The organism is Xanthomonas sp. NCPPB 4467 (genome assembly GCF_041475665.2).
Taxonomy (GTDB): domain Bacteria; phylum Pseudomonadota; class Gammaproteobacteria; order Xanthomonadales; family Xanthomonadaceae; genus Xanthomonas; species Xanthomonas dyei.
Genome location: NZ_CM191260.1, coordinates 2,291,370 through 2,307,909, shown reverse-complemented (window position 1 = coordinate 2,307,909; position 16,540 = coordinate 2,291,370). Strand labels below are relative to the sequence as shown.

Genomic DNA, 16,540 nt, shown 5'->3' with positions numbered 1-16,540 from the left:
GACTGCGCCGGATGAAGATGGATGGCAACGTATCGAACACGGCAGTGGGAAACGCGAACATCGGCACACAGGCTGGCGAACAGACTCTAGTTTGTAGCCGATCTCCCTGCCGCTGTCGCGCTTCTGTGCGCTGTGGGCTTAGCGTGGATTGTGCTGCGCACACTCTGCAGCTTCGACTGTGCAGCAGCCAGTGCGGCGTAGCGGCCTCAATACCGCAGTCGCAAGGTTACGCCATAGGTGCGCGGCGCGCCGAGAAACGCATTCCAGGAGCCGGCCTGCAGCGGCGTATCGATGACGATCTGCCGATAGGTTTCGTTCCCCAGATTCTCTGCCCACGCTTCCAGCAGCCAGCGTTTGTCGTCGGCGCCGACGCCCACGCGTGCATTGAGCAGGGTGTAGCCCGGCTGCGCCTTCTGCGGATCCAAATCACTGCCGGCGTTGTACTCAGAAGTGTATTTGGCGCCGACATTGAAACGGCCGGTCAACCGATTGCCCACGGCATGCTCGTAGGTGACCGATAGATTCGCCGACCAGCGCGGCGCAAAGCTCAGGCGGCTGCCAGGCAACAACGCCAACTCTGTATCCGGCAACGGGTCGTCGCCATACGTGGTGTCCGCATAGCTGAGCCCGCCTTGCAGCATCAGTCCGGGCAAGGCGCCCTGCCACAACAGTTCGGTGTCGATGCCGCGCGAGACCACGGTAGGAATGGCGCGCACCACGAAGCTGGTGCCGAGGAAGTTATTGAGCTGGAAATCGCTGAAATTCTGGTAGAACAGCGTCGCGTTCAAGAGCAGGTTGCCGCCGAGCCAGGTGGTCTTGGCGCCGAGCTCATAGCTGTCCACGAACTCGCCTGGAAATGCGGTGTCGTCGACCGGCAGGATGCCTTGCACGCCACTGGACAGACCATCGGACGACTGCACACGATCCAGGTTGAAGCCACCGGCCTTGTAGCCGCGCGCCGCCGACGCATAGGTCATCAACGCATCATTCCAGCGATACGCCAGCTTGGCGGTACCGGACCACGCGCGCTCGGTGAGGCGTTGTTCGGTCAGGCGACCGGCGTGGGCACTATTGGCCCACGGCAGGCAGGTGAAGCCGATCACCTGCGGCGCGATGGCCGGCACTGCAGCCGCGGGCACGCCACGTGCGGTCAAGGCTGCGCCAATGCGTCGCAACGCCACCGGACTCACGCTGCCATTGGGTGCGAAATAACTGGCGCACGCCGGGCTGCCATCTGGATTTTCGAACGCGGATCGCAGGGCCTTGTGTTCGTAGGTGTAACGCAGGCCCACAACCACATCCAACGCGTCGGTGGCGTGCCAGGTGTTGTTGGTAAACAACGCCGCGCTGGTGCCATCTTGCCGAAAACGATCCTGGCTCCCCTGCCCGCGAAACAGGCTGCCTGCAGGCAGACCGGTGGCATCGGCCAGAAACCGCGTCGCATCGGCACGCGCAGCCAACGCCGGATTGACCCGTGCCAGTAGCACGCTGGACAGATAGGGTTCGTACGCACTGCCGAACCGATAGGATTCATTGCGATGCAGGGTTTCATCGGCGTAGAACGCGCCAACCAGCCAATCGATGCTGTCGGTGGATCCGGCCAGGCGCAATTCCTGGCTGAAGGTGCGGAATTTGGTGAGCATCTCGTTCTCGCGCGGTTCGCGATAGAGGATGTCGGCCGCGCCATAGTCGAAATCCAGGCCGTTGACCGACTTCCAATCGCGCAGCGCAGTGATCGAGGTCAGCACCGCATGGTTTAGCCAGGGAGTCGCCCAATCGACCTGCGCCGATACACCGCGGTCCTGGATATCCTGCGCGGTGCTGCGATTGCTGTAGGCACGGCGGCGGGCCGGCTCCGCGCGCGGACTGGTGCCCTGCCCACCCGGTGCCAATGCATCGATCAACGCAGCGGTCGGGCCACGCTCGGTGGTCACGGTGACGCAGCAATTTTCCTTGCGGCTGGTGGCATCGGCTGCCAGGTTGATATCCAGATCCTCGGTCGGTTCCCACAACAGCTGCACGCGCGCGGTCCGCAGGTTCTGGTCGCCATCATCGGTGGCGGTGCGTGGGCCGGCGCCGGTCACCACCTGTTCGAACCCATCGCGACTGCGCCTGGCCGCATAGACGCGCAACGCGCTGGTTTCGCCGAGCGCATCATTGAACGCGCTCGCGACGCCTAGCGCACCGTAGTTGCCGGCGGTGAGTTCGGCATCGGCACTGCGGGTAAAGCTCGGTCTGCGCGTGACCACATTGATCACGCCGGCCGAGGTGTTCTTGCCGAAGACGGTGCCTTGCGGCCCTTTCAGCACTTCGATGCGTTCCAGCTCACCAAGGTCGGCGAAGCTCACGCCATTGCGTGCGCGCGCCACACCGTCGATGACCACGCCGACCGACGATTCGAGCCCCGCGTTATCGCCAACCGTACCGATGCCGCGGATGCGCGCAGTGGTCTGCGCGGCGCTCTGGCTGCTGGTGACGATCAAACCGGGCACCAGCACCTGCAGTTCCTTGATGTCGTGCACGCCGCTGTCCTGCAACAGTTGCTCGGGCAAGACCGAGACCACTACCGGCACGTTCTGCAGCGATTCTTCGCGCTTTTGCGCGGTGACCTTGAGCGCAGACAGCGTCGTCGGCGTCTCATCCGCTGCGCTCTGTGCATACAGACAAGGCGCAGGCAGCGCAGCCAACAGTGCCAGCGTCAGCAAGGTGCAACGTTTCTGTTCGATCTTCATGCGTGTCCCCCCGACGGACGCCTGCGCGATGCGCTGCAGCCAATGCCGCAGCTGGCGCGAAACCTCACCTTAGCGATTTCGCTGCAATCCAAAGCGCGGGTAGCGGAATGCACGGAGCGCACGACGAATGCCGCCCCGCTAGGCATGCATGCTAGCCATGCGTCGCATGCGGCATTACTCAGGGCACGTGGAGACTCGGCGGTTGCAATCACAGGGCGATCCGAAACCACGGCATTGATGGTTTCGATTGCCCGCTCTGATGAGTTACAGCAGCGCGCTCAGGCCACGCAACGCCGCGACCACGGTTTGACGACGGACCGCATCGCGGTCGCCATCGAACTGGAACAACTGCGCTGTGGCGTAGCCGCCGCGGCGCTTCCAGCCGATCCATACCGTGCCGACCGGTTTGTCTTCGCTGCCACCACCCGGCCCGGCGATGCCGGTCACGGCGACCGCAATGCTGCCACCGGACGTCACCAATGCACCGGATACCATTTCGATCACGGTTTCCCGGCTGACCGCGCCATGCACCTCCAGCGTCTGCGGCCTGACCCGGAGCAGCGCCTGCTTGGCCTCGTAGCTGTAGGCCACCATGCCGCAATCAAACCAGTCCGAGGAGCCGGCAATGTCGGTCATTGCCTTGGCGATCCAGCCGCCGGTGCAGCTCTCGGCAGTCACCAGCCGCTCGCGCGCAGCGCGTAATTGGGCGCTCAGCGACTCGGCGAGCTGCAGAAGGTCGTGATCAGTGGGAGACGTCATCGCGGGGGTCAGGATTGGACAGCGGTCACTTTTATCCGAATTTGCCCGCGCTGTCTCCCGTCCGTCGACCGCTCAGCGATCGGTTTTGGACGGCTTGCCTGTTTCGGCAAGTGCCCTAACGCAATGCGGCTCAGCACCGAGGCAACTACAGCGGCATAGCGCCACCTGCGTGACTGTTCCCGCTGATCTGCACACAAAAGGCCAGTCGCGATGCAGGGAGCGCACGCGGCACCGCTGTCATGCCGTCTCTGACGATCCATATCTACGCGTCGCCCGGTGCGTCGTGACGCATGCGATCGGTGGACGGGGCCTGCGATGGGACGCTGGCGCGCAGCTAGCTGCGGCTAGCCCCGTCGAAGCGCCCGTCAGGTCTCCCAGTCTTCCCGACGGTCCGGCAGCATCGCGCGCAACGGCCCGCCGTCATCTCCGGCGGCAAGCCGTTCGGCTTCGACCATCGGCAGATCGACTTCCAGCAACCAACCGTCCTCGTCGGACTGCTCGTTGCGCACCACTTCCAGCTGATGCAGCTTGGAACGCAGGCGACCGGCCGACGACGGCAAGCGCAGCTGTCCGGTCAGATGACGCAGATCCAGGCGTTGACCGAGTGCGTGCTGCAGTTCCTGCAAGCCACGCCCGTCGCGCGCCGACACCCACACGCGTTCGCGCCGCGCCTGATCCGGAATGCCGTCCTGCGCATCGTGGCGAACTTCGGCACCGTCGATTTTGTCGATCTTGTTGAACACCAGCAACTGCGGTAGATCGCCAGCGCCGACCGCCTGCAACACCTCATCGACTTGCAGGATGCGTTCTTCGCGCAGCGGGTCGGCGGCATCGACGATATGCAACAACAAATCGGCGTCGCGTGCTTCTGACAACGTCGAACGGAAGGCAGCAACCAATTGGTGCGGCAAATCGCGGACGAAGCCCACCGTATCGGCAAGAATCGCACTGCCGCCTGGCAATGCGATGCGGCGCACGGTGGGGTCCAGCGTGGCGAACAATTGATCGGCCACATAGGCTTGCGCACCGGTCAACGCATTGAACAGCGTCGACTTGCCCGCGTTGGTGTAGCCGACCAATGCAATGCGCGGCAATTCGCTACGCATCCGCGCACGGCGCATCTGGGTGCGCTGCACCTCGACTTTTTCCAAGCGCTGCTGCAACTGCTCCACGCGCTTCTGCAGCAGGCGGCGGTCGGTTTCCAGCTGGGTTTCGCCGGGGCCGCGCAGACCAATCGCACCGCCGCGCTGACGCTCCAGGTGGGTCCAGCCGCGTACCAGCCGTGTGGCCATATGACGCAGCTGCGCCAGTTCCACCTGCAGCTTGCCTTCGTGGCTGCGCGCGCGTTGCGCAAAGATATCCAGGATCAGGCCGGTACGGTCGATCACGCGCCGCTCCAGGTAGCGCTCCAGATTGCGCTCCTGACCCGGCGACAAGGTGTGGTTGACCAAGACCAGATCCGCGCCAGTTGCCTCGGCGGCGGCCTTGATCTCTTCCAGCTTGCCGCTGCCGATCAAGGTCGACGGGCTGGGCTTGTCGATGCGTGCGGTGAGCGTTGCCGCCACCGTGGCGCCCGCCGACCTCGCAAGGTCGGCGAACTCCTCCAGCACATCGTCTTCGGCAGGCCCACCTGCATGGGTCTGAATCAACAGCGCGTGCTCACCCTTGCGGGAACGATCAAACACGCGTTACTCCGTTACTGCTCGACGTCGTCATCTTCCGCTTGATTACCTTCATTGGATTGCACATACCCACCACCCGGCCCCACGCGCACGTTGCGCGCCGGCACGACCGTGGAGATGGCGTGCTTGTAAACCATCTGACTCACGGTGTTGCGCAGCAGGACCACAAATTGGTCGAACGACTCGATGGTGCCCTGCAGCTTGATGCCGTTGACCAGATACACAGAGACCGGCACCCGCTCGCGCCGCAGCGCATTCAGGAATGGGTCCTGCAACGATTGCCCCTTAGCCATCGAAAAATCCTCTTCATTATTGTTCTTATTGTCCCGGTCGACACCTGCCATCCCCAGCCGGCCCCGGAAGCGGGATGTTACACGCCTGAAGCCTGCTGCACAGTGGAACGATGAGCGAGGAAGCCGACAAGTGCGTCGTCCAATTGATGCCGATCACGCTCCGGGTCGAACCAACGTGCGTCGAGCTCGCCACGTAGCCAGGTGAGCTGCCGTTTGGCCAGTTGCCGGGTCGCCTGGATCGCCTTGTCGCGGAACCCGGCCAAGCTGCCGGCGCCGTCCAGATACTCCCAGGCCTGGCGATAGCCGACCGCGCGAACCGCGGGTAGATCCAGCGGCGCAGCCACGGCGCACATCTGCGGCAACTCCCGCAATCGCCTGACCTCGGCCAGGAAATCCTGCGCCAGCATCGCGTCCAGCCGCTGCGCGATGCGTGTGTGCAGCACTGCTCTATCTTGCGGCGCCAGCACGATTTTCAAGACCCGCAGCGGCAGGCGCGGCCCGGGCGGAAGCGCCTGCCAGTCGCTGATCGGCCGCCCGCTGAGGCGATACACCTCCAGCGCACGCTGGATGCGCTGCGGGTCGGTAGCGTGAATGCGCGCTGCGGCGATCGGGTCGACCTGCGCCAGTTGCGCATGCAATGCGGCCCAGCCTATCTGTTCGGCCTCGGCGGCGATTGCGGCGCGCACTGTCGGGTCGGCTTCGGGCAATTGCGACAGCCCTTCGAGCACTGCACGGAAATACAGCCCGGTGCCGCCGGCAAGGATCGGCAACTTGCCGCGCGCAACGATGTTGTCGATCGCCTTGCGTGCATCGGCGGCGAACTCAGCGGCCGAATAGATCTGCCAGGGGTCGCGCAGGTCGAGCAGATGGTGCGGTACTGCGGCGCGCATCGCGGCCTCGGGCTTGGCCGCGCCGATATCCAGCCCGCGGTAGACCAGGGCCGAATCGACGCTGACGATCTCTCCGTTCCAGCGCTCCGCCGCCTCCAGCGCCAACGCGGTCTTGCCGCTGGCGGTAGGGCCCATCAGGGCGATCGCCAGCGGGCGTCGGTCGGCCGGCATCAGTCCTCGTCCGGCCAGCGAATGGTCGGCGCGGCCGGCGCACCGACCCGCGGGGTCGGAATCGCCGCCACCGCGTTCCAGACCTTCAAGGCATCCACGGTCGCCGCCACATCGTGCACGCGCAGCAACAGGGCACCGTGTTGCGCGGCGATCAGATGCGCGGCAACCGAGCCATGCACCCGCTCGGCGGCAACCTCGCGCCCGGTCAATTCGCCGATGCTGCGTTTGCGCGACAGCCCCGCCAGCACCGGCAAGCCGAACTCCTGCAGGCGCTGCAACTGCGCAAGCACGGTCAGGTTATGCGCGGTGGTCTTGTCGAAGCCGAAGCCCGGGTCGAGGATCAATCGGCGCTTGTCGATACCGGCCATCTCGGCAGCAAAAATGCGCTCGGCCAGAAAACGATGCACCTCGGCCACCACGTCGTCGTACTGCGGCGCGTCCTGCATCGCATGCGGCGCGCTGCGTGCATGCATCAGCACCACCGGCACGCCCAGTTCGGATGCTGCGTCCAGCGCGCCGGGAGAACGCAACGCATAGACATCGTTGATCATGCCGGCACCGGCCGCGACCGCCGCGCGCATCACCTCCGGCTTGAAGGTGTCCACGCTGATCGGCACGCCGGTCTGCTGCACCAATGCCTCGATCACCGGGATCACGCGCTGCAATTCGTCTTCCAGCGACACCGCCGTGGCGCCGGGACGGGTGGATTCGCCGCCGATGTCGAGCACTGCAGCGCCCTGCTCCACCAACCGCAGCCCATGCGCAATCGCTGCCTCGCAGGTCGCGTGCTGGCCGCCATCGGAGAACGAGTCCGGCGTGACGTTGACGATCCCCATCACCTGCGGCGCGTCCAGTCGCAAGCTGCGACCAGCGCAATCCAGCTTGAGGGCGGTATCGAACATCGGTGGTTTCTCCTGAGGCGGATGAAAGCGTGAGAGACGGAGCGCGGTGGTGCGCGAGCAGGCAATGGCCTGCAGATTCGGTTGCGGGCAGATGATCGCTATTGACCACAGCGATTGCGCAAACCCGGGGAACGGCTGGGACTAGCGGATGCTGCTTGTTGCCACGACACCGTTCATTGTCGCGCAGCTCGCAACGCGCCGCATCCCGTGCGTTGAGGATTCAATGCCACACCCGCCACCGCAATGCTGCACGGATCGCATCCGTCGACGCGACAGAAAACGCGTCACCGATTCCATCCGCCGGGACCACGTACCACACACTTCATTACCGGCCACCTGCTACCTGCCACCGGCAGATCGCCCAGCGCGTGTCGGTACTGCGCAACGCAGCGGGGCCAGGAATCGCTTCCTGGCCCCGCTGGACACCTGTAGCTGCAAACGCCTGCTTTAGATCTGCTCGGCAGGTCCTGCAATCGGCGGCAACGGACGCGGGCTACCCTTGTCGTTGTTGTTGCCACCGTCCTTGTCGGACTTGGCCCAACCGGCCGGCGGCGGCGGCTCGCGGCCTTCCATGATGGCGTCGATCTGCGGCACGTCGATGGTTTCGTACTGCAGCAGCAATTGCGACATCGCGTGCAGCTTGTCCAGGTTCTCGGTGAGGATGGCTTTGGTCTTGCTGTAGGCCTTGTCCAGGATCGAACGCACCACTTCGTCGATCTTGCGCGCGGTTTCGTCCGAGACGTTCTTGTGCTGAGTCACGGAGCGACCCAGGAACACCTCATCCTCTTCCTCGCCATAGGCAACCGGGCCAAGCTCGTCGGACAAGCCCCATTTGGTGACCATGTTGCGCGCCATCTTGGTGGCACGCTCGATGTCGTTGGACGCACCGGTGGTGACCTTGTCGCCACCGAAGATCAGCTCTTCGGCAACGCGGCCGCCATACAGCGAACACAGCTGCGATTCGATTGCGACACGGTTCATCGAATAACGGTCGCCTTCCGGCAAGTACATGGTCACACCAAGCGCGCGGCCGCGCGGAATGATGGTGACCTTGTAGACCGGGTCGTGCTCCGGCACCAGACGCCCGACAATGGCGTGGCCAGCTTCGTGATACGCCGTAAGCGTCTTCTCGTCCTCGCTCATGGCCATCGAACGACGTTCGGCACCCATCAGGATCTTGTCGCGGGCGCGGTCGAAGTGGTCCATACGGACTTCCTTCTCGCTGCCACGCGCCGCAAACAACGCGGCTTCGTTACACAGGTTGGCCAAGTCGGCACCGGAGAAACCCGGGGTACCGCGTGCGATGACCATCGGCACCACGTCGTCGGCCAGCGGCAGCTTGCGCATGTGCACGCGCAGGATCTGCTCGCGGCCCTTGACGTCCGGCAGCCCGACCACAACCTGGCGGTCGAAGCGGCCCGGACGCAGCAGCGCCGGATCCAGCACGTCAGGACGGTTGGTAGCCGCGATCACGATCACGCCTTCGCCGCCTTCAAAGCCGTCCATTTCGACCAACAACTGGTTCAAGGTCTGCTCGCGCTCGTCATGCCCGCCGCCGAGACCGGCGCCGCGATGGCGACCCACTGCATCGATTTCGTCGATGAAGATGATGCACGGCGCGTGCTTCTTGGCCTGCTCGAACATGTCGCGCACGCGGCTGGCACCGACGCCGACGAACATTTCGACGAAATCCGAACCGGAGATGCTGAAGAACGGCACCTTGGCCTCGCCGGCAATCGCCTTGGCGAGCAGCGTCTTGCCGGTACCCGGTGGGCCCACCATCAGCACGCCGCGCGGGATCTTGCCGCCCAGCTTGGTGAACTTGGTCGGGTCGCGCAGGAAGTCGACCAGCTCGCCGACTTCTTCCTTGGCCTCGTCGCAACCGGCAACGTCGGCAAACGTGATCTTGACCTGATCTTCGCCCTGCAGCTTGGCGCGCGACTTACCGAAGCTCATCGCACCCTTGGCACCGCCGCCACCGCCCTGCATCTGGCGCATGATGAACAGCCAGAAGCCGATGATGAGGATGACCGGCAGGAAGTTGAGCACCAACGACCAGAAGCCCGGCCCCGTGGACGGCTTCTGGCGGGTCATTTCAATGTTCTTGCTGTACAGCACGTCGACCAGCTTGTCGTCGCGCGGACCGTAAACCGTGGATTCGCTGCCGTCGGTGCGCTTGAAGCGGATCGCGTTGACCGCGAGGTTGGTCTCATCGGTGTAATCCACCGATTTGACGCGCCCGGAGTCCACTTCTTTCAGAAACTGGGTGTAGGTGATCGAGTCGGCACCGACGCCACCCGCCATCCGCGGCGAGAAGCTCTGGAAGACGACCATCAGCACAACCGCGACGACCACCCACAGCAGCAGATTCTTGGTCAAGTCGTTCATCCTCATTGGCTCCGGTGCCCTCTACTCTTCTATTCTTGAAATTCAATGATCATGGGCAGCTTACTTGATCTGGACACGCTTGCCCTGACCGAGCGCATAAACTTCCGGGGAGCGCTTGCGCGAGGCCGCCGGTTTGCGAATCGTCACCTTGTCATAGCGGCGGCGAAGCTCGCGAATGTAGTCGTCGGACCCAACACCCTGGAACAGCTTGATCAAAAACGCCCCACCCGGCTTGAGGTGAGTGTCGGCAAATTCCATCGCCAGTTCCGCCAGGTGCATCATCCGCGGTTGGTCGACCGCATCCATGCCACTCTTATTGGGGGCCATATCGGACAGAACAAGGTCCACCGGCACATCGCCCAACATCGCCTCGAATTCCGATAGGACGGCTTGCTCCCTGAAGTCGCCGTGAAGGAAGTCCACCCCTGCCAGGGCCGGCATGTCCAGGATATCCAGCGCCAGCACGCGGCCGCTGTCGCCCATGGACTTGCGCACCTGTTGCGACCAGCCGCCCGGCGCGGCACCCAGATCGACCACCACCATGCCGGGCTTGAGCAAACGATCGCGCTGCAGCAACTCTTCCAGCTTATAGGCTGCACGCGAGCGCATGCCTTCGGCCTGGGCCTTCTTCACGTAAGGGTCGGCGAAGTGTTCCTTGAGCCAGCGCTGGCTGCTTTTACTACGGGAAGGCATTGGCAACGGGGGTCCGAACGGGCCGCCATGATACCCTGAACACCCTTTGCTGCCTTTCGATCCTGCATGTCCATTGTTCTCACCTCCGCCCAGAACCGTTTCCTGCGCGGCCAGGCCCACGACCTCAAGGCGCTGCTGCAAACCGGCGGCAAAGGGGTCACGCCGGCATTTCTGGCCGAACTCGAGGAAGTGCTCGAGCGCCACGAACTGATCAAGGTGAAGGTGGCCTCCGAGGATCGTGAGACCCGCGACGCGCTGATTGCCGAGCTGGTCGGACAGACCGGTAGTGCGCTGGTGCAACGGATCGGCCACGTCGCCATCCTGTACCGCCCCAGCAAGGAAAAGCGCCAGATCGTGCTGCCGCGCGGCTGAGCAACCGAGTCTGTTATGCCTTTAAACCAGGAACACCCCGACTACACCTATGCGCTGCGCGCGGCCGACGGACGCCATGCCAAGGTCAACGAGCAGATTCTGCAGCAGAGTTTCATCCTGATGCCGGATGAACTGGTGGAACGCTGGCCGGTGCAGGATCTGGAACATCTGCAGGCAAGCCATATGGACGCGGTACTGGCGCTGGCGCCAGCCGTCATTCTGCTGGGCACCGGCGAACGCCAACGCTTTCCGAGCGCACAAGTCCTTGCCGCCTGCCTGACCCGCGGCATCGGTCTGGAAGCGATGACCAACGCCGCCGCGGCGCGCACCTATAACGTGCTGGCCAGCGAAGGCCGCCGGGTGGCGCTGGCGATGGTCTTGCCTGGCTGATTGGTTGGGACGGAATCGGGAATCGGGAATCGGGAATCGGGAATCGGGAATCGGGAATCGGGAAAGCGTGTTTCCGCAGGTTTCGCTGTCAAGCGAAAACTCCTCAACCCCGCAATCAGCCGGCCTTAGCGCGGCGACCCAGCCCCATCCCGCAGCATCAACAGCCCCAGGCTGTTACGAATCCCGAATCCCAAAATCACTTCTTCGGCAGATACAGCAACGGATCGACCGGCTTGCCGTTGTAGCGGATTTCGAAGTGCAGCATGTCGCGGGCGGCGCCGCTGCGGCCCATCTCGGCGATCTGCTGGCCGGCCTTGACGCTCTGGCCTTCGTTGAGCAGACGCTTGCGGTTGTGGCCGTACGCCGACAACCACTGGTCGTTGTGCTTGATGATGATCAGCTCGCCATAGCCGACCAGGCCGGCGCCCGAATACACCACCACGCCATCGGCGGCGGCGCGCACGGCCTGGCCGCTGGCACCGGCGATATCCACGCCTTGCTTGGTGGTTTCGCCGGCGACGAAGGTACCCACCACCACGCCATCGGCGGGCCAGCGCCAGGAAAAGCCGCTACTGACCGGTGCGGCGATAGGCGCAGCCGGACGCGGCGGCACCACCGTACCAACCACCGGCGCGCTGGTTCCCGGCTTGCTGGCACCGGGCGGATACAACTTCAAAGTCTGGCCGGGATAGATGGTATTGGGCGAGGCCAGGCCGTTCCACGCCGCCAGGTCCGGCGCGGTGATGTTGGTGCGGCGCGAGATCGCATACAGCGTGTCGCCGCGCTGCACCGTCACCGTCGCGCCCGGGCGCGGCACAGACGGACGTGGCGCTGCCGTGGGCCGCGAGGAAGACGAACCGCCACCTGCGCCAGGCGAACGCACCACTGTGGCGCTGCTGCAGGCGCTCAGCACGATGGCCACCGTGAGCACGACTGCTGTCTTGCGTACCAAATTCATCTGCGTCTTGCTCATCCGTTCGTTGTCTTCCACACAACCCAACCCGCGCCTGCGGCAAGCACCGCCATCGCCACCCAGCCCAGCGGCTCGATCCAGCGATGCAGCGCCGCTTCGGCCCGTGCGCCGCCGAGGCGGATCGCGCCGGCGACCAGATACACGCGCTTGCCGCGGCCGACCAGCATGCTGGCGATGAAAGGCAGGATCGGCACGCCGACCACGCCCGAGGCCCAGGTAAAAATCTTCAGCGGAATTGGCGTGAAGCCGACCAGCACCAGTGCCCAGAACGCCTTCCACGGCGACTCGGCCACCAGCGCGCGCAGGGTTTCGATCTGAGCCTGGATCTTCGCGCTCCAGCCCAGCCATTCGATCAGCGGCTGCAGCGCGGCGAAGGCGAAATGCCCCAGCAGATAGCCGACCAACGCCCCGCACACCGAGCCAACCAGGCTCAAGGTGGCAAACCATAATGAGCGCTTGGGCTCGGCAAGCGACATCGGCGCCAGCATCACTTCCGGCGGCACCGGAAAGATGAAGCCCTCCACGAAGCTGAGGCCGGTCAGCAGCGTCGGCGCGCGGCGGTGGCGCGACCAACGGATAGCCACGTCGTACAACGGCCCGAAAATCTTCATCGAGGAACTCTCATTGGTTCAATCCAGCATGCCCGACAACAGCGGGACGAACGTGACCGGCGCCAGAACCTGTTGCTCGATCTCGCCATCGGCAGCGCGGGTGAGCTGCACCAGCGACTGCGAGGACGCACCGCCGACCGGGGCCACCAGGCGCCCACCGACTGCGAGCTGATCGACCAGCGCATCTACCAGCGCCGGCGCGGCCGCGGTGACCACGATGGCGTCGTACGGGCCGTGCTCAGGCCAGCCGATACGGCCATCGTCATGCTTGCTTCGCACGTTCATGCCCAGATGGCGGAAGCGCTTGCGCGCCTGCCGCAACAGGTCGCCGATGCGCTCGACGGTGTAGACCTCCAGGCCCAGCGCGGCGAGGACCGCGCCCTGATAGCCGGAGCCGGTGCCGACTTCCAGCACCTTGGTCGGCGCCACCTGCAGCACGGCCTCGGTCATGCGCGCGACCACCCAGGGCTGCGAGATGGTCTGGCCGTGGCCGATCGGCAGCGCGGTGTCTTCGTAGGCACGCGAGGCCAGCGCTTCGTCGATGAACAGATGCCGCGGGACGGTGCGCATGGCGTTGAGCGTGGCTTCGTCCTGGATGCCGGCCTCGCGCAGGCGCTCGACCAGACGGTCGCGCACCCGCTGCGAGGTCATGCCGATGCCGACCGATTCCGGTTGCAGCATGCGCAGCCTCGGCGTCATGCCGGGCCGTCCAGCGCAGCGGTCAGCCCGCCGACCCAGCCGGCCACCGTCTCCAGCGCCTGGTAGCGGGTGAGATCGACATGGATCGGCGTGATCGAGATATGCCCGGTGCGCACGGCATAGAAATCGGTGCCGGCGCCGGCGTCCTGCTCCGGACCGGCCGGGCCGATCCAATACACGGTGCGGCCGCGCGGGTCTTGCTGCGGCACGCAAGGCTCGGAGCGATGCCGGTTGCCGAGCCGGGTGACTTCGAAACCGAGCACATCCGACCAGGCCAGATCCGGCACGTTGACGTTGAGGATGGTGTCGGCCGGCAATGGGTCGGCCTTCAGCCGCGCGACGATTTCCACTGCGGCGCGCGCGGCGGTGTCGTAATGATGGGCTTCGTGGTTATGCGTCACCAGCGACACCGCCACGGCGGGCAGGCCCAGGAAGCGGCCCTCCATCGCGGCAGAAACGGTGCCGGAATAGATCACGTCGTCGCCGAGATTGGCCGAGTTGTTGATACCGGAGACCACGATGTCCGGGTCGTAATCCAGCATGCCGGTGAGCGCCAGATGCACGCAGTCGGTGGGCGTGCCGGCCACCGCGCAGGTTTGCGCGTCGATGCGGCGGGTGCGGATCGGCACATCCAGCGTCAGCGAATTGCTGGCGCCGGAGCGGTCGCGATCGGGCGCGACCACCATCACTTCATGACCGGCATGCCGCAGCGCCTCGGCCAGGATCTGGATGCCGGGGGCGTCGACACCGTCGTCGTTGCTAACCAGTACGCGCATGAGACTCCTCGGAAAACCCGGCCATGATACCGGATGCGTCCATGCGCTTGGATGCTTGATCTTCGCGTGTGTCTGAGGTTGGACCGGTTACGCTGTACCGATGTCACACCCTGAAGACGAAGACGACAGCGCGCTGTTCCGCGCGGCGATCGGCGCGGTCAAGCCAATCCGCGAAGTGGCGCCGCCGGCCAATGCCAAACCGCGCCCGAAACCCCGCGCGCGCATGGCCGAGCGCGACGAGGCGCAAGCGCACACCGAATTTTCCCGATTGCTACGCGACAGCGCACCGCTGGAAGCCGGCGACACGGCCAGCTATCGCCGCGAGAATCTTCCCACGCGTTTGTTTCAACGCCTCAAGCGCGGGCAGTTTTCGGTGCAGGACGAACTGGATCTGCATGGCGCCACTGCAGCGCAGGCCGAGACGTTGCTGCGGCAGTTCCTGCTGGATGCGCATGCGCACGAACATGGCTGCGTGCGCATCATCCATGGTAAAGGCCTGCAGTCGGACAAGGGCGCACCAGTGCTGAAGAACCTGATGGACCGCCTGCTACGACAGCGCAACGATGTGCTGGCATTTCATTCGGCGCCGCTGACGCAGGGCGGTACCGGTGCGTTACTGGTGTTGTTGGCGCGGCGATAGTGCGGGGATGCGTGGGTAGGTGCTGGTGTGTTTGCTGCCTGACAGGCCGCAGTCGTGTTGAGACGGGTTGTGGCCTATCCGCGTGCAGCCTGACGCTTGCGTTGCGAAACCCATATCCAGTTCCGAACGTTCGCTGCGCGGGAGAGGCTGCTTCGCTTGCAACCGTGCTTGCGTGCGATTGATCAGCGATCGGTCGTGGAGGTCGCGGCCGGGGCCGCTCCTACGAGAGCGGGACTCGCTGTTGTGCGTGCGTCAGCGGACGGCTTGCTTGATCCGCTCAGTCGTCTTCACTCCCGAGTATTCGCTGCGCCGGATAGGCGGCTTCGCTTGTAGCCGCGCTTGCGTGCGGCTGACAAGCGATCGGTCGTGGAGGTCGCGGCCGGGGCCGCTCCTACGAGACGGATGGCTGCGTGGGGTCTGGCATCTGCGACATAGGGCGCTCTGGTTGAGCAAGCTCAATCGTCGGAACGACTGGTTGCCGCTGCACGACCCGCATCGCTGACATCGCCCAGCTCCCACAGCACTGCAGTGGCGTAGCAGCCCGGTGGCAGCGCGAATTCCACCTGCAAGGTCTGCTCGTCCAGCCAGCGATAGTGCAGATCCTGTGGCCGCAGGCGCAGCGCACGGCGCTCCTGTTTCAACTCGGCAGCCTCCAGTCCCTGGCGCAACACCTCCGATTGCGGGTCCGCTAACGCGCCCTGCTCCACCGCGGCGGCCTGAGCGGTGGGACGCAGTTCGCCCACGCCCCACAGCGGACCGCTCGGATGGATGTCGAAGCGTGCCAGCCGCTCGGCCAACACCTCGCTCCACGGCTCGGGGCCGAATACGCTACGCGAGCCATCCAGCATCCACGCTTCGCCATCCAGCGCCGCATCCCAGCTGCCCTGCGACACACGTGCGCTCAGCACGCGATTGAACAGCGACGAGCGCGCCGCAGATAGCAGGATCGAGCGTTGATCGTTGCGCAGACGCCGCTTGGGTGCCGGTACCAGCGTGCCGTCGGCCTCCTGTAGGTAACCGAACATCGCCAACGCAGCTGACACGTTGCCGCCATCGCGCCCGAAGCGCTGTTCGCCAAACCAGTTGGGGATGCCGCGCGCGGCGATTGCCTGCAAGCGTTGCTCGATGGCGGCGCGCTCGCCCTGCACCTGACGCAGCGTCAGCACGAAGCGATTGCCCAGCAGCGCGCCGCGTTGCAGCTTGCGGTTATGCCATGTGCTGTGGACCACCTGCATCTGCGCATCGTCGAGCGTGGCAAGGTCCGGCGCGATGCGCTTGGGCAGGTGCACACTGAAACGTTGCGTGGTCACCGCATGGCGATCCTTCAGCCCTGCATAGCTGACGCCCATCTCCGCGATGCCCGCCCATTTCGCAAGGTATTTAGCGATGTAAGCCGTGTTCTGCCCACGCTTGCGGATGGTGAGCAACAGATGCTCGCCTTCGCCCGAGGGCTCGAACGACGGCAGCTCATCGACCTGAAAATCTTCCGGCGTGCTGCGCATTGCCGCGCTGAGGACCGCTGCGCCATGCGCGCGCGGAAGGGAGGAGGTCTCGCTCATGGTGTGGTTC

General features: G+C 64.8%; 16 protein-coding genes. 3 read left to right on the top strand and 13 right to left on the bottom strand.

Translation table 11 applies throughout. The features are described 5' to 3' along the window. Nucleotides 1-206: 206 nt before the first annotated feature. From ACCQ06_RS10185 to rlmE, 8 genes are all read right to left on the bottom strand, one after another. A complete protein-coding gene (locus tag ACCQ06_RS10185) occupies nt 207-2,732 on the bottom strand; it encodes a TonB-dependent receptor (RefSeq protein ID WP_316692136.1) in 2,526 nt (841 codons plus the stop codon). Between the two features lie 264 nt (nt 2,733-2,996). Beyond that, nucleotides 2,997-3,491, bottom strand: coding sequence for a CinA family protein (locus ACCQ06_RS10180; protein ID WP_005992383.1), 495 nt, complete (start codon nt 3,489-3,491; stop codon nt 2,997-2,999). Between the two features lie 365 nt (nt 3,492-3,856). Continuing rightward, entirely contained in the window at nt 3,857-5,176 is a 1,320-nt protein-coding gene (gene hflX, locus ACCQ06_RS10175) for a ribosome rescue GTPase HflX (protein ID WP_228324864.1), read from the bottom strand. 11 nt (nt 5,177-5,187) lie between these two features. Beyond that, entirely contained in the window at nt 5,188-5,466 is a 279-nt protein-coding gene (gene hfq, locus ACCQ06_RS10170) for an RNA chaperone Hfq (RefSeq protein WP_005915027.1), read from the bottom strand. A gap of 77 nt (nt 5,467-5,543) precedes the next feature. Next, nucleotides 5,544-6,527, bottom strand: coding sequence for a tRNA (adenosine(37)-N6)-dimethylallyltransferase MiaA (gene miaA, locus ACCQ06_RS10165; protein ID WP_316692130.1), 984 nt, complete (start codon nt 6,525-6,527; stop codon nt 5,544-5,546). Next, the gene (folP, locus tag ACCQ06_RS10160) at nt 6,527-7,429 is read right to left on the bottom strand and encodes a dihydropteroate synthase (RefSeq protein WP_316692129.1); all 903 of its coding nucleotides are present in this window, start codon (nt 7,427-7,429) and stop codon (nt 6,527-6,529) included. The genes miaA and folP overlap by 1 nt, the downstream gene beginning before the upstream one ends. A gap of 447 nt (nt 7,430-7,876) precedes the next feature. Then, nucleotides 7,877-9,817, bottom strand: a complete 1,941-nt coding sequence (gene ftsH, locus ACCQ06_RS10155; protein WP_170068647.1) for an ATP-dependent zinc metalloprotease FtsH — start codon at nt 9,815-9,817, stop codon at nt 7,877-7,879. A 60-nt stretch (nt 9,818-9,877) separates the two neighbouring features. Next, nucleotides 9,878-10,510, bottom strand: a complete 633-nt coding sequence (rlmE, locus tag ACCQ06_RS10150; RefSeq protein WP_104611353.1) for a 23S rRNA (uridine(2552)-2'-O)-methyltransferase RlmE — start codon at nt 10,508-10,510, stop codon at nt 9,878-9,880. Nucleotides 10,511-10,576: 66 nt separating this feature from the next. On the opposite strand from rlmE, the gene yhbY reads away from it, so the two are divergent. Together yhbY and ACCQ06_RS10140 are read left to right on the top strand one after the other, a co-directional pair. Beyond that, nucleotides 10,577-10,882 carry a ribosome assembly RNA-binding protein YhbY gene (gene yhbY / locus ACCQ06_RS10145; protein WP_055844291.1) on the top strand — a complete coding sequence of 102 codons (306 nt, stop codon included), beginning with the start codon at nt 10,577-10,579 and terminating at the stop codon, nt 10,880-10,882. A 15-nt stretch (nt 10,883-10,897) separates the two neighbouring features. Beyond that, entirely contained in the window at nt 10,898-11,272 is a 375-nt protein-coding gene (locus tag ACCQ06_RS10140) for an Mth938-like domain-containing protein (protein WP_316692126.1), read from the top strand. A gap of 196 nt (nt 11,273-11,468) precedes the next feature. On the opposite strand, the gene ACCQ06_RS10135 is transcribed toward ACCQ06_RS10140, so the two are convergent. Genes ACCQ06_RS10135 through surE form a run of 4 tightly spaced genes read right to left on the bottom strand, consistent with a single transcriptional unit; the run spans nt 11,469 to nt 14,331 of the window. Continuing rightward, complete coding sequence (locus ACCQ06_RS10135) at nt 11,469-12,245, bottom strand: peptidoglycan DD-metalloendopeptidase family protein (RefSeq protein ID WP_316692125.1); 777 nt, start codon at nt 12,243-12,245, stop codon at nt 11,469-11,471. Next, nucleotides 12,242-12,856: a YqaA family protein gene (locus ACCQ06_RS10130; RefSeq protein WP_316692123.1), complete on the bottom strand. Its 615-nt coding sequence runs from the start codon at nt 12,854-12,856 to the stop codon at nt 12,242-12,244. The genes ACCQ06_RS10135 and ACCQ06_RS10130 overlap by 4 nt, the downstream gene beginning before the upstream one ends. Nucleotides 12,857-12,874: 18 nt before the next feature. Next, a complete protein-coding gene (locus ACCQ06_RS10125; RefSeq protein ID WP_104616167.1) occupies nt 12,875-13,555 on the bottom strand; it encodes a protein-L-isoaspartate(D-aspartate) O-methyltransferase in 681 nt (226 codons plus the stop codon). Next, a complete protein-coding gene (gene surE, locus ACCQ06_RS10120; protein ID WP_316692122.1) occupies nt 13,552-14,331 on the bottom strand; it encodes a 5'/3'-nucleotidase SurE in 780 nt (259 codons plus the stop codon). Before surE ends, ACCQ06_RS10125 begins: the two co-directional genes overlap by 4 nt. 100 nt (nt 14,332-14,431) lie before the next feature. Between surE and ACCQ06_RS10115 the strand changes: the two genes are divergently transcribed. After that, nucleotides 14,432-14,971 carry a Smr/MutS family protein gene (locus ACCQ06_RS10115; protein ID WP_228324868.1) on the top strand — a complete coding sequence of 180 codons (540 nt, stop codon included), beginning with the start codon at nt 14,432-14,434 and terminating at the stop codon, nt 14,969-14,971. Between the two features lie 455 nt (nt 14,972-15,426). Here the strand turns inward: ACCQ06_RS10115 and truD are convergent, their stop codons facing one another. Continuing rightward, the gene (truD, locus tag ACCQ06_RS10110) at nt 15,427-16,530 is read right to left on the bottom strand and encodes a tRNA pseudouridine(13) synthase TruD (RefSeq protein WP_316692121.1); all 1,104 of its coding nucleotides are present in this window, start codon (nt 16,528-16,530) and stop codon (nt 15,427-15,429) included. Between the last annotated feature and the right edge of the window lie 10 nt (nt 16,531-16,540).

What these genes read in the sequence shown, in the direction of transcription:
- surE (WP_316692122.1), bottom strand. Translation starts at nt 14,331, where the DNA reads ATGCGCGTACTGGTTAGCAACGACGACGGTGTCGACGCCCCCGGCATC.
- ACCQ06_RS10135 (WP_316692125.1), bottom strand. Translation starts at nt 12,245, where the DNA reads ATGAGCAAGACGCAGATGAATTTGGTACGCAAGACAGCAGTCGTGCTC.
- rlmE (WP_104611353.1), bottom strand. Translation starts at nt 10,510, where the DNA reads ATGCCTTCCCGTAGTAAAAGCAGCCAGCGCTGGCTCAAGGAACACTTC.
- ACCQ06_RS10185 (WP_316692136.1), bottom strand. Translation starts at nt 2,732, where the DNA reads ATGAAGATCGAACAGAAACGTTGCACCTTGCTGACGCTGGCACTGTTG.
- ACCQ06_RS10180 (WP_005992383.1), bottom strand. Translation starts at nt 3,491, where the DNA reads ATGACGTCTCCCACTGATCACGACCTTCTGCAGCTCGCCGAGTCGCTG.
- ACCQ06_RS10130 (WP_316692123.1), bottom strand. Translation starts at nt 12,856, where the DNA reads ATGAAGATTTTCGGGCCGTTGTACGACGTGGCTATCCGTTGGTCGCGC.
- ACCQ06_RS10140 (WP_316692126.1), top strand. Translation starts at nt 10,898, where the DNA reads ATGCCTTTAAACCAGGAACACCCCGACTACACCTATGCGCTGCGCGCG.
- miaA (WP_316692130.1), bottom strand. Translation starts at nt 6,527, where the DNA reads ATGCCGGCCGACCGACGCCCGCTGGCGATCGCCCTGATGGGCCCTACC.
- ACCQ06_RS10115 (WP_228324868.1), top strand. Translation starts at nt 14,432, where the DNA reads ATGTCACACCCTGAAGACGAAGACGACAGCGCGCTGTTCCGCGCGGCG.
- folP (WP_316692129.1), bottom strand. Translation starts at nt 7,429, where the DNA reads ATGTTCGATACCGCCCTCAAGCTGGATTGCGCTGGTCGCAGCTTGCGA.
- ACCQ06_RS10125 (WP_104616167.1), bottom strand. Translation starts at nt 13,555, where the DNA reads ATGACGCCGAGGCTGCGCATGCTGCAACCGGAATCGGTCGGCATCGGC.
- truD (WP_316692121.1), bottom strand. Translation starts at nt 16,530, where the DNA reads ATGAGCGAGACCTCCTCCCTTCCGCGCGCGCATGGCGCAGCGGTCCTC.
- hfq (WP_005915027.1), bottom strand. Translation starts at nt 5,466, where the DNA reads ATGGCTAAGGGGCAATCGTTGCAGGACCCATTCCTGAATGCGCTGCGG.
- yhbY (WP_055844291.1), top strand. Translation starts at nt 10,577, where the DNA reads ATGTCCATTGTTCTCACCTCCGCCCAGAACCGTTTCCTGCGCGGCCAG.
- ftsH (WP_170068647.1), bottom strand. Translation starts at nt 9,817, where the DNA reads ATGAACGACTTGACCAAGAATCTGCTGCTGTGGGTGGTCGTCGCGGTT.